Annotated in this window: 15 protein-coding genes and 1 pseudogene; 10 read left to right on the plus strand and 6 right to left on the minus strand. The window is 73.5% G+C overall.

What is annotated here, in order from left to right:
- From IH00_RS0119280 to IH00_RS0119295, 4 genes are all read right to left on the minus strand, one after another.
- A complete protein-coding gene (locus tag IH00_RS0119280) occupies positions 1-471 on the minus strand; it encodes a cation:proton antiporter regulatory subunit (protein WP_031075227.1) in 471 nt (156 codons plus the stop codon).
- A 56-nt stretch (positions 472-527) separates the two neighbouring features.
- Positions 528-1,070 (minus strand): DM13 domain-containing protein, encoded by a 543-nt coding sequence (locus IH00_RS0119285; RefSeq protein ID WP_031075228.1) that lies wholly within the window; start codon positions 1,068-1,070, stop codon positions 528-530.
- Positions 1,071-1,193: 123 nt separating this feature from the next.
- Positions 1,194-2,315, minus strand: coding sequence for a sensor histidine kinase (locus tag IH00_RS0119290; protein ID WP_031075230.1), 1,122 nt, complete (start codon positions 2,313-2,315; stop codon positions 1,194-1,196).
- Positions 2,308-2,994: a response regulator transcription factor gene (locus tag IH00_RS0119295; RefSeq protein WP_039947218.1), complete on the minus strand. Its 687-nt coding sequence runs from the start codon at positions 2,992-2,994 to the stop codon at positions 2,308-2,310. The genes IH00_RS0119290 and IH00_RS0119295 overlap by 8 nt, the downstream gene beginning before the upstream one ends.
- Before the next feature lie 124 nt (positions 2,995-3,118).
- Between IH00_RS0119295 and IH00_RS37495 the strand changes: the two are divergent.
- Positions 3,119-3,509: pseudogene (locus IH00_RS37495) on the plus strand (VOC family protein); the annotation flags it as partial.
- Here the strand turns inward: IH00_RS37495 and IH00_RS37500 are convergent.
- A complete protein-coding gene (locus tag IH00_RS37500) occupies positions 3,455-4,222 on the minus strand; it encodes a helix-turn-helix domain-containing protein (RefSeq protein ID WP_324615790.1) in 768 nt (255 codons plus the stop codon). The pseudogene IH00_RS37495 and the gene IH00_RS37500 overlap by 55 nt on opposite strands.
- A gap of 45 nt (positions 4,223-4,267) precedes the next feature.
- Positions 4,268-5,434, minus strand: a complete 1,167-nt coding sequence (locus IH00_RS0119310; protein WP_052411498.1) for a YihY/virulence factor BrkB family protein — start codon at positions 5,432-5,434, stop codon at positions 4,268-4,270.
- A gap of 17 nt (positions 5,435-5,451) precedes the next feature.
- Between IH00_RS0119310 and IH00_RS0119315 the strand changes: the two genes are divergently transcribed.
- From IH00_RS0119315 to cysC, 9 genes are all read left to right on the plus strand, one after another.
- Positions 5,452-7,089, plus strand: coding sequence for an acyl-CoA dehydrogenase family protein (locus tag IH00_RS0119315; RefSeq protein WP_031075237.1), 1,638 nt, complete (start codon positions 5,452-5,454; stop codon positions 7,087-7,089).
- 391 nt (positions 7,090-7,480) lie between these two features.
- Complete coding sequence (locus IH00_RS0119320; protein ID WP_107064493.1) at positions 7,481-8,797, plus strand: helix-turn-helix domain-containing protein; 1,317 nt, start codon at positions 7,481-7,483, stop codon at positions 8,795-8,797.
- 168 nt (positions 8,798-8,965) lie between these two features.
- Complete coding sequence (locus IH00_RS0119325) at positions 8,966-9,205, plus strand: hypothetical protein (RefSeq protein WP_031075240.1); 240 nt, start codon at positions 8,966-8,968, stop codon at positions 9,203-9,205.
- Between the two features lie 43 nt (positions 9,206-9,248).
- The gene (locus IH00_RS0119330; protein WP_031075242.1) at positions 9,249-9,815 is read left to right on the plus strand and encodes a GNAT family N-acetyltransferase; all 567 of its coding nucleotides are present in this window, start codon (positions 9,249-9,251) and stop codon (positions 9,813-9,815) included.
- Positions 9,816-9,936: 121 nt separating this feature from the next.
- Entirely contained in the window at positions 9,937-10,020 is an 84-nt protein-coding gene (locus tag IH00_RS45260) for a putative leader peptide (RefSeq protein WP_312846103.1), read from the plus strand.
- 126 nt (positions 10,021-10,146) lie between these two features.
- Positions 10,147-11,844 carry a nitrite/sulfite reductase gene (locus IH00_RS0119335; protein WP_031075243.1) on the plus strand — a complete coding sequence of 566 codons (1,698 nt, stop codon included), beginning with the start codon at positions 10,147-10,149 and terminating at the stop codon, positions 11,842-11,844.
- A gap of 31 nt (positions 11,845-11,875) precedes the next feature.
- Positions 11,876-12,055 (plus strand): hypothetical protein, encoded by a 180-nt coding sequence (locus IH00_RS0119340; protein ID WP_031075245.1) that lies wholly within the window; start codon positions 11,876-11,878, stop codon positions 12,053-12,055.
- Entirely contained in the window at positions 12,052-12,753 is a 702-nt protein-coding gene (locus IH00_RS0119345; RefSeq protein ID WP_031075246.1) for a phosphoadenylyl-sulfate reductase, read from the plus strand. The genes IH00_RS0119340 and IH00_RS0119345 overlap by 4 nt, the downstream gene beginning before the upstream one ends.
- Positions 12,753-13,319 carry an adenylyl-sulfate kinase gene (gene cysC, locus IH00_RS0119350; RefSeq protein WP_031075248.1) on the plus strand — a complete coding sequence of 189 codons (567 nt, stop codon included), beginning with the start codon at positions 12,753-12,755 and terminating at the stop codon, positions 13,317-13,319. The genes IH00_RS0119345 and cysC overlap by 1 nt, the downstream gene beginning before the upstream one ends.
- Positions 13,320-13,360 lie beyond the last annotated feature (41 nt).

Genomic DNA, 13,360 nt, shown 5'->3' on the forward strand with positions numbered 1-13,360 from the left:
TCATCCTCCGGCGACGATCGCGGCGAGGACGTCCACGCCGTCGCGGGTGCCCGGGGCGGCGAGGGTGCCCCCTGCGGCGAGCCGGAAGCCGGGGCCTGGCCCGGGGTGGAGCTCGGTGCGGCGCAGCACGGCGACGCCGGACGCGCCGGTGCGGGACGGGGCGAGGGTGTCACCGGGCGGCCGTCCCGCGTGCGGGGACCGGCGGCGGCCGGGTGCGGGCTCGGTGACCGGGTCCCGCCCGTCGGTGCGGATCGCGTCGAGCGGTGCGGGGCCGGCCGGAGGGGCTGGGGAGGTGGCTTCCCCCGGGGTGAGAGGTGCCGGGGCCCGGCAGGTGTCGGGGGCGTCGGCGCGGTGGAGGCCGGGGAGGCGACGGCCGTCGTGGTGGACGGCGGCGTAGAGGTGCCGGCCCGCCCCGGTGGTGAAGTCGTCCTGCGTGCCGACGCCGGGCAGCGGGGTGCGGCGGGTACCCATGGTTCGCCCTCCGGTGCGGCACATACGACCGAAAAAGGATGCTTTTTACCGTAACATCATGCTTCCTTCAGTGCGGCGGCGCCGAAGGAGACGTCGAAGCGGTCGCACCAGATGCTGACGCTGCGGTAGGTGTTCAGGTCGATGCCGTCGGGCAGCCGGTAGTTCTGGTCGCCCTTGTTGCCCTTGAGGTCCCCCAGGCTGACGTACGCGCCGTCGTCGAAGACGTGCCAGCCGGCCTTCCCCTCGCGTACGGGGGCGTCGGAGAGCCAGACCTTCAGGTCGGGGCCGTCGCTCGTTTCCAGGCCCTCCAGCCGCAGGACCCGCGAGCCGTCGTCGAGTTCCAGCACCCGTACGGTGCCGGAGGTGCTGTGCTCATGGCTGATCAGGGTGCCGGTGGCGACCGTCCGCGGGGCGGCCGGCTCGGCGGGCGCCGTGGGGCCGTCCGTGGGACCCGTGGTCGGGGTGACGGCCACCGTCCGGGGCACGGACTCGCTGACCGTCGCGTTCGTCCACAGCTTCCACGGCTGGAACCAGTAGAGACCGAAGCCCAGCGCCACCAGCGCCACGGCCAGGGCACCGATCACCACCGGGCTGCTCATCAGGCGTCGTACGCGGCTCACCGCTGCCTCCTCATGTCCGTTCGCGGGCCGTGATCCCATTCAACGCCGGACACGCGCGGCACGGGCTGCCGCGCCGGTGACGAAAGTCTTACGCCGCCGGGCTCAGGCGCCGGGCGCGGCCGGCAGCACCACCTCGAAGCGGCAGCCGCCCCGGACGTTGCGCACCTCCGCCCGCCCCGCGTGCGCCTCGACGATGCCGCGCACGATGGCCAGGCCCAGCCCGGCGCCGGCCGGCGGGGTACGCGCCGCGCTGCCGCGCCAGCCGGTGTCGAAGACCCGCGGCAGCTCGTCCTCGGGGATCCCGCCGCAGCCGTCGGTCACCGAGAGGACCACCCGGTCGGCGCGGCGCTCGGCGGCGACCGCGACCGTGCCGTCGGCCGGCGTCCGCCGGATCGCGTTGACCAGCAGGTTCGCCAGCACCCGGGTCATCTCGCGGCCGTCCACCTCGACCGGCACGGCGTCGACCCGTTCGCCGACGAGCCGCACCCCGAGTTCCCGGGCGAGCGGGTCGGCGCCCGCGATCGCCTCGCCGACCAGGTCGTACGCGGACATCCGGGCGGGGGTCAGGGCGAGCGTGCCCGCGTGGATGCGGGAGAGGTCGAAGAGGTCGCCCACCATGGTGTCGAGCCGGTCGACCTCCGTGCGGATCTGCCGGAGGTAGCGGGGCGGATCGGGGGCGACGCCGTCCTCCAGCGCCTCGGACATGGCCCGCAGCCCGGCGAGCGGGGTGCGCAGGTCGTGCGACATCCAGGCGACGAGCTCGCGCCGCGACGCCTCCAGGGCGGCCTCGCGCTCCCGGGAGGCGGACAGTTTCGCGCTGGTGGCGGCCAGCTCCCGGCTGAGCTGGGCCAGCTCGGCGGTGGCCGCGCCGCCGGGTGCGGCGAAGGTGCCGTCGTCGCCGAAGGAACGGGCGGCGAGCGCCAGTTCGCGGCTGCGGGCGACGACCCAGCGGCCCAGCACCAGGGCGGTGGCGAGCGAGACGACCGCGGCCATGGCGACGACCGTGGTGACGACGGAGAAGTCGTGCGGCCGGAGGTACATCGCCTTGCAGACGGTGAGGGTGCCCGCCAGCATCGCGGTCACCGTGACGGCCGCGACGACCGTCAGCGAGACCACGAGCGACGTGTGGCGCAGGGCGCGCAGCACCAGGGCGCCGAGGATCCCGGCGGCGGACGCCCCCGCGAAGGCGTACGCCGCGATGAGCAGCAGGTCCCGGTCAGGCATCCGTGCCTCCCGCGTCGAAGCGGTACCCCACGCCCCAGACCGTCCGGATCAGCCGAGGGTCGGCCGGGTCGTCCTCGATCTTCGCCCGCAGCCGCCGCACGTGGACGGTGACGGTCGACAGGTCGCCGAACTCCCAGCCCCACACCTCGCGCAGCAGCGCCTCCCTGCCGAGCGCCCGGCCCGGGTGCCGGAGGAAATGACTGAGCAGGTCGAACTCGCGCTGGGTCAGTGACAGGTCGCGGCCGTCCCTGGTGGCCCGCCGGGCGGCCGGGTCCAGGGCGATGCCCGCGATCCCGGAGGGCGCGGCGGGCACCGGGGCGGTGCTGCGGCGCAGGACGGACTCGACGCGCAGGACCAGCTCGCGCGGGCTGAAGGGCTTGGTGACGTAGTCGTCCGCGCCCACCTCGAGGCCAAGGACGCGGTCCTCCTCGTCGCCGCGCGCCGTGAGCATGATGACCGGCACCGGGCCCCGCTCGCGCAGGGCGCGGCACACCTCCAGGCCGTCCATGCCGGGGAGCATGAGGTCCAGGACCACCAGGTCGGGCCGCTGCGCCGCCGCGCTGCGCAGCGCCTCCGGACCACCGGCCGCGCGGGCGACGGCGAAGCCGGCCCGCTCCAGGTAGCCGGTGACGACTTCGGAGACGGTCGGGTCGTCGTCGACCACAAGGATCTTCCGCATGCCGTCAGTGTGCCGCACGGCCCGGCACCGCCCCGGGCCTGCCCCGGCGGTACCGCGACGGCGGGACCGGCCGGCGTCCGATCCGTACAAGACCGGTCGCGGCGGGGGTGCCTGGCGTGCGGGCATGACCACCGCACCCCGACTCGAAGCCATCGGCCTGGTGGTCTCCGACATGGCCGCCTCGCTCGCCTTCCACCGGCTCCTCGGTCCGGACGTCCCGGCCGGTGCCGAATCAGCCCCGCACGACGAGGCGGTGCTGCCCGGCGGCGTCCGGGTCCTGTGGGACGCCGAGGAGGTGACCGCTCGTTCGATCCCGACTGGACGCGCCCGCGGGGCGGCGACCGGGTCGGGCTCGCGTTCCGCTGCGCGGGCCCGGCCGAGGTCGACGCCACGTACGAGGCGCTGCTCGCCGCCGGGCACCGGAGCCGTCTGAAGCCCTGTACTCGGACTGGGGGCAGCGCTACGCGGTGGTGCTGGATCCCGACGGCTGCGGGGTCTCCCTCTTCGCCGACGCCGTGCAGGCGGTGAGCGTGGTGCCGGCCAGGCTGCGCATCTCCCGCGCGAGGTGCGCCTGGTCGGTGCACCCGGCTTCGGCCGCCGCCCGCGCGTCCGGCGCGCCGGCCCGTACGAGCGCCAGGGCGCGCTGGAGCCGCAGGATGCGCGCGAGGGTCTTCGGCCCGTAGCCGAAGGCCTCCAGCGAGCGCCGGTGCAGCGCGCGGGCGCCCAGCCCCACGGCGGCGGCCGTGACACCGACCGGCTGCCCGGCCTCCAGCCCCGCCACCACGGCACGCAGCAGCGGATCCGGGCCGGCACGGCCGGCGGCGCGGCGCAGGGCCGGCTCCTCCAGCGCGGCCGCCGGGTCGGGAGCCTGCGACACCTGCTCGGCGAGCTGCCGCACCCGGCGGGCGGGCCACAGGGCGTCGAGCTCCACGCGCCGGTCGCGCAGCTCGTGCGCGGGCACCCGAGGAACCCGGGCGCGTCCCCGGGTGCGAAGCACAGCCCCGCGTACCGGGCGCCGGGGCCGTTCGGGAGGTGCGCGCGTGTGTCGGGCCCGGCCACGAGCAGTCGCCCCTCGGTCCACAGCAGGTCCATGCACCCGTCGGGCAGTACCGCGCGCGGGGGGTCCGTCCGCGGCGGCCTCCACGGTCCTGGTCCGGACGACGGCACCGCCGAACCGCGACGACCGCTCCCGGTGGCCGCCTGCGCCGTGCCCGTCCTCCTCGTGCACGCAGCCCAGGCCAGGGCCTGGGAGGCGCAGGAAGGGAACGCCCGGTCAGGCCGGGCGGTCGCGGTCCCTGTCCCGGTCCTTCTCGCGCTCCTTCTCCTTCTCCTTCGGTGTGTGCAGCCGCGCCACGACGTCGTCCGGCGGCAGGAACCGCGACCACCGCTCGGGGAACTCCGAGGGCATGTCCGGGTCCTCGTCGTCCAGTTCCTCCACGGCCGCCTTGGCGCGGGCCACCAGCGCGGCCGCTTCCGCCGCCCGGGCCCGCTCGGTCTCGGCGCGGGCGGCGGCCGTGGTCACCGAGGGCCACACGTGGTCGATCGCGGCGTTCACGGCGGCGCCGACCAGCACCGCGAAGGCGGAGATGCCGATCCACAGCAGGACCGCGATCGGCGCGGACAGCGAGCCGTAGATCGTCGGGCCCTCGACGGTACTGGTCAGGTAGATGCGCAGCAGGAAGCTGCCGAGCACCCACATCCCGAGGGCCACCAGCGCGCCCGGGACGTCCTCGATCCAGGGCGAGCGGACCGGGACGGACACGTGGTACAGCGTGGTGAGGAAGGCGATGGACAGCAGGATGACCACGGGCCAGTACAGGATCGAGACGACCTCGGTGCCCCAGGGGATCAGTTCGACCACCCGGTCGGGGCCGACGACGGCCAGCGGCAGGACCACCGCGCCGATCAGCAGCGCCACGATGTAGAGGAGGAAGGCCAGCAGCCGGGTCGCGACGATGCCCCGGTGGCCGTCGAGGCCGTACATGACCGTGATGGTGTCGATGAAGACGTTCACGGCCCGGGACCCCGACCACAGCGCGATGGCGAACCCGATCGAGATGACGTCCGGGCGGCCGCCCTTGGTGACGTCCTCCAGCAGGGGTTTGGCGATGTCGTTGACGCCCCGGTCGGACAGGACGGTGCCGACGGCCGCGAGGATGTTCTTCTCGATGGAGGCGACGGTGGTGGTGTCGGTCCAGTCGTCGATGTAGCCGAGGAGTCCGAGCAGGCCCAGCATCAGGGGCGGCAGTGACAGGAGGGTGAAGAACGCCGCTTCGGCCGCGAGGCCGAGGATGCGGTACTCGATGCACGAATTGACGGTGTCCTTCAGGAGGAGCCAGGCCATCTTCCGCTTCGAGACGTTGCGGTAAAGGGCCCGGGCCCGGTGAAGTCTGCCCGGTGACCGCGGGTGCCACTGGGGTGTTTCCTTTGCTGCCTGCACCTCCTTACCGTATCCGCATGGCAGCCACCACCCACACAGTGACCAACCAGCCTCCGCCCCTGGTCGGGTACGACGTCTTCGCCGCCGATCATGCGCTGACCGAGGCCGTGGAGCGTCATGTTCCGCTCGAACTCCTCGACGAGGTCCGCGGGGAGCTGTCCAAGCTCGGCACCTCCGCCGGCTCCGCCCAGGCACAGGAATGGGGGTTCCTGGCCAACGAGAACCCGCCGAAGCTGCGCACCCACGACCGGTACGGCCACCGGATCGACCACGTCGACTTCCACCCCGCCTGGCACCGGCTGCTCGGCCACGCCGTGACGAACGGTCTCACCGACGCCTGGGGCCGGCCCAGCGGGCATGTGCGACGCGCCGCCGGGTTCCTGGTGTGGACGCAGACGGAGGCCGGGCACGGCTGCCCGCTGTCCATGACGCACGCCGCGGTGCCCGCGCTGCGCGTGGACCCGCAGCTGGCGGCCGCGTGGGAGCCGAAGCTGACCTCGCAGATCTACGAGGGCGAGGAGCTGCGGCCGGCCGCCGAGAAGAGCGGCGTGCTCTTCGGGATGGGCATGACGGAGAAGCAGGGCGGCAGCGACGTACGGGCCAACACGACGACCGCGGCTCCGCTGGAGGCGGACGGCGAGTACCTCCTGACGGGCCACAAGTGGTTCTGCTCGGCGCCGATGAGCGACGCGTTCCTGGTGCTGGCGCAGGCCCCCGGGGGGCTGACGTGCTTCCTCGTCCCGCGCGTCCTGGAGGACGGCACGCGCAACGTGTTCCGCATCCAGCGGCTGAAGGACAAGCTCGGCAACCGGTCCAACGCGTCGAGCGAGGTCGAGTTCGACGGGACGTGGGCGCGCCGGGTCGGTGAGGAGGGGCGCGGCGTGCGCACCATCATCGAGATGGTGGCGGCGACCCGGCTGGACTGCGTGACCGGGTCGGCGGCGCTGATGCGGCAGGCGGTGGCGCAGGCGGTGCACCACGCCGCGTACCGCAGCGCGTTCGGCGGCGTGCTCATCGACAAGCCGCTCATGCGCAACGTGCTGGCCGACCTGGCACTGGAGTCGGAGGCGGCGACGACGCTGGGAATGCGGCTGGCCGCCGCCTACGACGCGGACACCGAGCAGGAGCGGGCGTTCCTGCGGCTGGCGGTGCCGGCGGCCAAGTACTGGGTCACCAAGCGGTGCACGCCGACGACGGCGGAGGCACTGGAGTGCCTGGGCGGCAACGGCTACGTCGAGGAGTCGGGGATGCCGCGGCTGCTGCGCGAGTCACCGCTGAACTCGATCTGGGAGGGCTCGGGCAACGTCCAGGCGCTGGACGTGCTGCGGGCGCTGCAGCGGGAACCGCAGGCACTGAACGCCTTCCTGGAGGAGGTGGGCACGGCCCGGGGCGCGGACCACCGGCTGGACGCGGCGATCAAGGACCTGCTGGCCGAACTGGCCGACCTCGAGGGCATCGAGGCACGGGCGCGGCGCCTGGTGGAACGCATGGCGCTGGTGCTCCAGGGCTCCCTGCTGGTGCGGTGGGCGCCGCCCGCGGTGGCGGACGCGTTCTGCGCGTCGCGGCTGGGCGGCGACTGGGGTACGGCGTTCGGCACGCTGCCGCACAGCCTGGACCTGGCAGCGGTGGTGGAGCGCGCGCGGGCGGTGGTCTGACCCGGCGCCCGAGGGCGGCAGGCGCGCGCCGGCGGGCCCGCCCGGGGCCCTCGCTCCCGGCGCCTCCCGGAAGGGGGGCGCTGCGCCCCGGCGGGGCTCGCCCGGCGAAGCCGGGGGCCCGGTCCCGAAACAGGCGCGGGCCGTGTGTCCGACGGCCCGCGCCCGGGGAGAGTGGGGTGGTGCTGCGCCGACACGGCACCAACCCATCGCCGTACCGTACGACCGTTGCCGGTGTCCGGTACGCCATCACTTTCGTACAGGCGCGCCGCCGTTCGCGAGAGTTGCAAGGGGTTGCAGCCTCATGGGAAGAATCGGTACGTACCCGTGGCGGTCAGGGGAGGATGGGGTGACACACACCGGCCACCGTGTGCGGGGCGGCGGGGAGGGACAGGTGCGCAGGGCGACCGTCGACATGGCGCGGCTCGCCGCCATGGACGCGCGGGATGCGGCGCTGCTGCTCAAGGGCGTGCGGGAGGCGACCCTGAAGGGCGGCCGTCCGCCGCTGGTGCCGCGCGCCGACATCCGCGAGTCGTGGCAGCGGATGCTGCGCCGGGGGCTGGATCCGGACGGGGATCACCGTGCGCTGCTGCTTCCGCCGGCGGAGCTGGAACGCCGCCGCGGTACGTCGCCGCTGGCGGAGCTGCTGCCGTTGCTGCGGGAGGGGCTGGTGTCGGCATGGGGATCGGGCCCCGACACGGTGCAGCACATCATGGTGGTGGCCGACGCCGAGGGCCGGGTGCTGTGGCGGGAGGGGAGTGCGGCGGTGCTGCGCAAGGCGGACGGGCACGGGTTCGAGCCGGGCGCGGACTGGACGGAGGCGACCGTCGGGACGAACGGGATCGGCACGCCGCTGGTGACGCGGCGGCCGACGCAGGTCCATTCGGCGGAGCACTTCGTTTCGACGCACCACTCGTGGACGTGTGCGGGCGCCCCGATCGTCGATCCGAGGGACGGTCGGCTGCTCGGGGCGGTGGATGTGAGCGGGCCGCTGGCGACGATGCATCCGGCGACGCTGATGCTGGTGAGCTCGGTGGCGCGGCTGGCCGAGGCGGAGTTGCGCAACCGGCATTTCGCGGCGCTGGAGCGGCTGCGTTCGGTGGCGTCGCCGATCCTGTGCCGGGTGGGTGGCCGGGCGCTGGCGGTGGACGCGCACGGCTGGCCGGCGGCGGTCGTGGGCATGCCGCCGGTGGACCGGGTCACGCTCCCCGGGGGCTTCGGCGCGGGCCGGGTGCTGGTGCCGTCGCTGGGCCGGTGCGCCGTGGAGCCTCTGCCGGGCGGCTGGCTGCTGCGGCTGGAGGAGGACGACCGCGAGCTGGCGGCGCCGTCGCCGAGCCGGGTGGTGCTGGACGTCAGCCGGCCGCGCCGCTGGTCGCTGGAGGTGGCGGGCGGGGCGGGCGGCTGGACGCAGGAGCTGAGTCCGCGGCACGCGGAGCTGCTGTACGTACTGGCCCGGCACCGCGACGGCCGCACCGCGGCGGAGCTGGCGTCGGACGTCTTCGGGGACCGTACGCGCACGGTGACGGTGCGGGCGGAGATGTCGCGGGTGCGGCGCACCCTGGGCGGTGTGCTGGCGCACCGCCCGTACCGCTTCCGGGAGGAGGTGGAGGTGGTCGTCCGCCATCCGGACGACCCGGGCGATCTGCTGCCGCATTCGACGGCTCCGGCGGTGGTGGCGGTCCGGGACGCCGGCAGTGGGGTCCCGGGCTGAGGCGCGGTGGCCGCCACCGGCGGAGTGGTGCGTGATGTCGCCGCACCGGTGGGCTCTCGGCCACAGCCCGGCGCGGGATGGTGCGGTCTGCCGCGGGGGCCCGGCGTTCCGGCCGCTCCTCCTCCTCTCCCCCCGCCCGCCCACGGCATTCCGGCCTCGTGCCCCGACGTGCCCGAGGGGCTGACCTACGACCGGGCGCTGTGGCTGCTGGAGACCGGCGAGGAGGACCTCCCGCTCCCGGCCGAGTCCCTGGTCGACCTCACCGAGCTGATCGCACCGGCCCGCCGCATGGGCGAGCCCGTCGCCCGCGTCCGCGACCGGCTCGTGCAGCTCGGCATTCCCGTCACCGACCCCGCGGAAGCGACCCGCGCCGCCCTCCCCCGCGTTCCCCTTCTCCACGCGGGCTGACGCCGCTGGCCGAAACCCGACCCCCCGTGCTTCCCTGGCACCCATGAGCATCGCCGTCACCACCTGGTCCCTCGAACAGACCTCGCCCGACGACCTGCGGCCGGCCGCCGAGCCGTCAGGGGACGTGCGGATCGTGCGGGCCGAGGTGCCGTCCGCGGAATTCAGCCGGTTCCTCTACACGGCGGTGGGCGGCGACATCCGCTGGACGGACCGGCTCGGGCTGTCGTACGCCCAGTGGCAGGAGATCGTCGAGCGGCCCGGCGCCGAGATCTGGGTGGCGTACGAGAAGGGGACGCCGGCCGGGTACGTGGAGCTGGACCCGCAGGACGACGGCACCGTGGAGATCATCTACTTCGGGCTGCTGCCGGCGTTCCGGGGCCGCCGCATCGGCGGGCACCTGCTGTCGTACGGGACCGCCCGCGCCTGGGACCTCGCGGAGCGCTGGCCGGACCGCGTGCCGACGAAGCGGGTGTGGGTGCACACCTGCTCGCTGGACGGCGAACACGCGATGGACAACTATCTGCGGCGGGGCTTCCGCCTCTTCGACACGAAGGTCACCGAGGAGCCCGACACCCCGGCCCCGGGTCCGTGGCCGGGCGCGCACGCCTGACGGGACGGCCGGGCGTCCGATATGAGTGACGCATGACACATCATTCCACCATGCGAGACATCCATGTCCGCATTTTGGACAAAGGTGGACTGGGTCCAAACTCCCATGCCAGGCTTCCGCCATGTCTCGAGCTGGAATTGCCTTGGTGAGTCGGCGGCACGTCGACCTCGGCCGCATGTCCAGCGCGATCTGTCCGGTGAGCTGAGCACCCCGGCACCACCGCGATCCCCGAACTTCCGCACCCACTGCGCACCGCCGCGCCACTCTCTGGTCCCGCGCGCGAGTGTGCAGGTCAGAGCCGCCCTCCTGCAGTCCCGAAGGACGTATCGTCATGGCCTCCACCCCGGAAACGCCCACCTCCGCCACGCCCCGCCGCAAGCCCGGGCGGCACCGTGGCGAGGGTCAGTGGGCGCGCGGCCACTTCACGCCCCTCAACGGCAACGAGCAGTTCAAGAAGGACGACGACGGTCTCAATGTGCGGACACGCATTGAGACGATCTACTCCAAGGCCGGCTTCGACTCGATCGACCCCAACGACCTGCGCGGCCGCATGCGCTGGTGGGGCCTCTACACCCAGCGCAAGCCCGGGATCGACGGCGGCAAGACCGCGATCCTCGAGCCGGAGGAGCTGGACGACGAGTACTTCATGCTGCGCGTCCGCATCGACGGCGGCCGGCTGACCACGCGGCAGCTGCGCGTCATCGGGGAGATCTCGCAGGAGTTCGCACGCGGCACCGCGGACATCACGGACCGGCAGAACATCCAGTACCACTGGATCCGGATCGAGGACGTGCCCGAGGTCTGGAACCGCCTCGAAGAGGTCGGCCTGTCCACGACCGAGGCGTGCGGCGACACCCCGCGCGTCATCCTCGGCTCGCCGGTCGCCGGCATCGCCGAGGACGAGATCATCGACGGCACGCCCGCCGTCGACGAGATCCACCGCCGCATCGTGGGCAACAAGGCGTTCTCCAACCTGCCCCGCAAGTTCAAGTCCGCGATCTCCGGCTCGCCGCTGCTGGACGTGGCGCACGAGATCAACGATGTCGCGTTCGTCGGCGTGAACCACCCCGAGCACGGACCCGGCTTCGACCTGTGGGTCGGCGGCGGCCTGTCCACCAACCCCAAGATCGGCGTGCGGCTGGGCGCCTGGGTCCCGCTCGACGAGGTCCCGGACGTGTACGAGGGCGTCATCTCGATCTTCCGCGACTACGGCTACCGCCGGCTGCGCAACCGCGCCCGCCTGAAGTTCCTGGTCGCCGACTGGGGTGCCGAGCGGTTCCGCCAGGTACTGGAGGACGAGTACCTCCACCGCAAGCTGGTCGACGGCCCGGCGCCGGAGCAGCCGGTGCAGCAGTGGCGCGACCACGTCGGTGTGCACCGGCAGCAGGACGGCCGGTACTACGTCGGCTTCGCGCCGCGTGTCGGCCGTGTCGACGGCGCCACGCTCACCAAGATCGCCGAGGTGGCGGAGGCGCACGGCTCGGGCCGGCTGCGCACCACCGTCGAGCAGAAGATGATCGTCCTCGACGTCGAGGAGCCGCAGGTCGAGTCGCTGGTCGCCGCCCTGGAGGCGCTTGACCTCCAGGTCAGGCCGTCCCCGTTCCGGCGGGGCACGATGGCCTGCACCGGCATCGAGTTCTGCAAGCTGGCCATCGTCGAGACCAAGGCGCGCGGCGCCTCGCTCATCGACGAGCTGGAGCGCCGCATCCCCGACTTCGACCAGCCGATCACCATCAACATCAACGGCTGCCCCAACGCCTGCGCCCGTATCCAGGTGGCGGACATCGGTCTCAAGGGCCAGCTCGTCCTCGACGACGAGGGCAACCAGGTCGAGGGCTACCAGGTGCACCTCGGCGGCGCCCTGGGCCTGGAGCCGGGCTTCGGCCGCAAGGTGCGCGGCCTGAAGGTCACCGCGGCCGAACTGCCCGACTACGTCGAGCGGGTCCTCAAGCGCTTCCAGGCGGAGCGCGAGGAGGGCGAACGCTTCGCCACCTGGGCGGCGCGCGCCTCCGAGGAGGCACTGTCGTGAGCACGAGCGAGCGGCAGCGACGGGAGGAGCCGTGAGCGAGCGTGCGGCGCCCTTCTACTGCCCCTACTGCGGGGACGAGGACCTGCGGCCGAGCGAGACCGGGCACGGCGCCTGGGAATGCGCGGCCTGCAACCGGGCCTTCCAGTTGAAGTTCCTCGGGCTGCTGTCCCGCGGACTTCGGCACGACGACGGTGGAGGGGAAGCGATATGACGGACACCCGTACCAAGGAAGACCTCAGGGCGCTGGCCGAGCGGGCGGGCCGCGACCTGGAGGAGGCGTCGCCCCTGGAGATCCTCGAGTGGGCCGCCGACACCTTCGGCAAGCGCTTCTGCGTCACCTCCTCCATGGAGGACGCGGTCGTCGCCCACCTCGCCTCCCGCGTGTTCCCGGGCGTCGACGTCGTCTTCCTCGACACCGGCTACCACTTCCCGGAGACCATCGGCACCCGTGACGCCGTCGACGCCGTGATGGACGTCAACGTCATCACCCTGACGCCGCGCCGCACCGTGGCGGAGCAGGACGCCGAGTACGGTCCGAAGCTGCACGACCGCGACCCGGACCTGTGCTGCGCGCTGCGCAAGGTCAAGCCCCTCGAGGAGGGCCTGACCGCGTACGACGCGTGGGCGACCGGGCTGCGCCGGGACGAGTCCCCCACCCGGGCGAACACCCCGGTCGTCGGCTGGGACGAGAAGCGGCGGAAGGTCAAGGTCTCGCCGATCGCGCGCTGGACGCAGGAGGACGTGGACGCGTACGTCGCCGAACACGGCGTACTGACGAACCCCCTGCTCATGGACGGGTACGCCTCCGTCGGCTGCGCTCCCTGCACGCGCCGGGTGCTGGAGGGCGAGGACGCCCGCGCCGGCCGCTGGGCGGGCCGCGCCAAGACCGAGTGCGGGCTGCACGGCTGATGACGACCACTCAGGAAACACAGGAGAAGGACGTGACTGGGGCCACCATCTGGCTCACCGGGCTGCCGAGCGCCGGCAAGACCACGATCGCCCACGAGCTCGCGGGCCGGCTGCGCGCCGGCGGGCACCGCGTCGAGGTGCTGGACGGGGACGAGATCCGCGAGTTCCTCTCGGCGGGTCTCGGCTTCAGCCGCGAGGACCGGCACACCAACGTGCAGCGGATCGGCTTCGTGGCCGAACTCCTCGCCTCGCACGGCGTGAAGGTCCTGGTGCCGGTCATCGCCCCGTACGCCGACAGCCGTGAGGCGGTGCGCAAGCGCCACCAGCAGGAGGGCACCGCCTACGTCGAGGTGCACGTGGCCACGCCCGTCGAGGTGTGCTCGGTCCGCGACGTGAAGGGCCTGTACGCCAAGCAGGCGGCGGGCGAGATCAGCGGGCTGACCGGCGTCGACGACCCCTACGAGGAGCCGGAGTCGCCGGACCTGCGCATCGAGTCCCAGAACCAGACCGTGCAGGAGTCCGCGGCAGCGGTCCATGCGCTGCTCACCGAAAGGGGCCTGCTGTGAGCGACGCACGCGCGGCCGCCCGGCCGCAGACGACGATCGCC

Source organism: Streptomyces sp. NRRL S-118, assembly GCF_000716335.1.
In the GTDB taxonomy this organism is placed as follows: domain Bacteria; phylum Actinomycetota; class Actinomycetes; order Streptomycetales; family Streptomycetaceae; genus Streptomyces.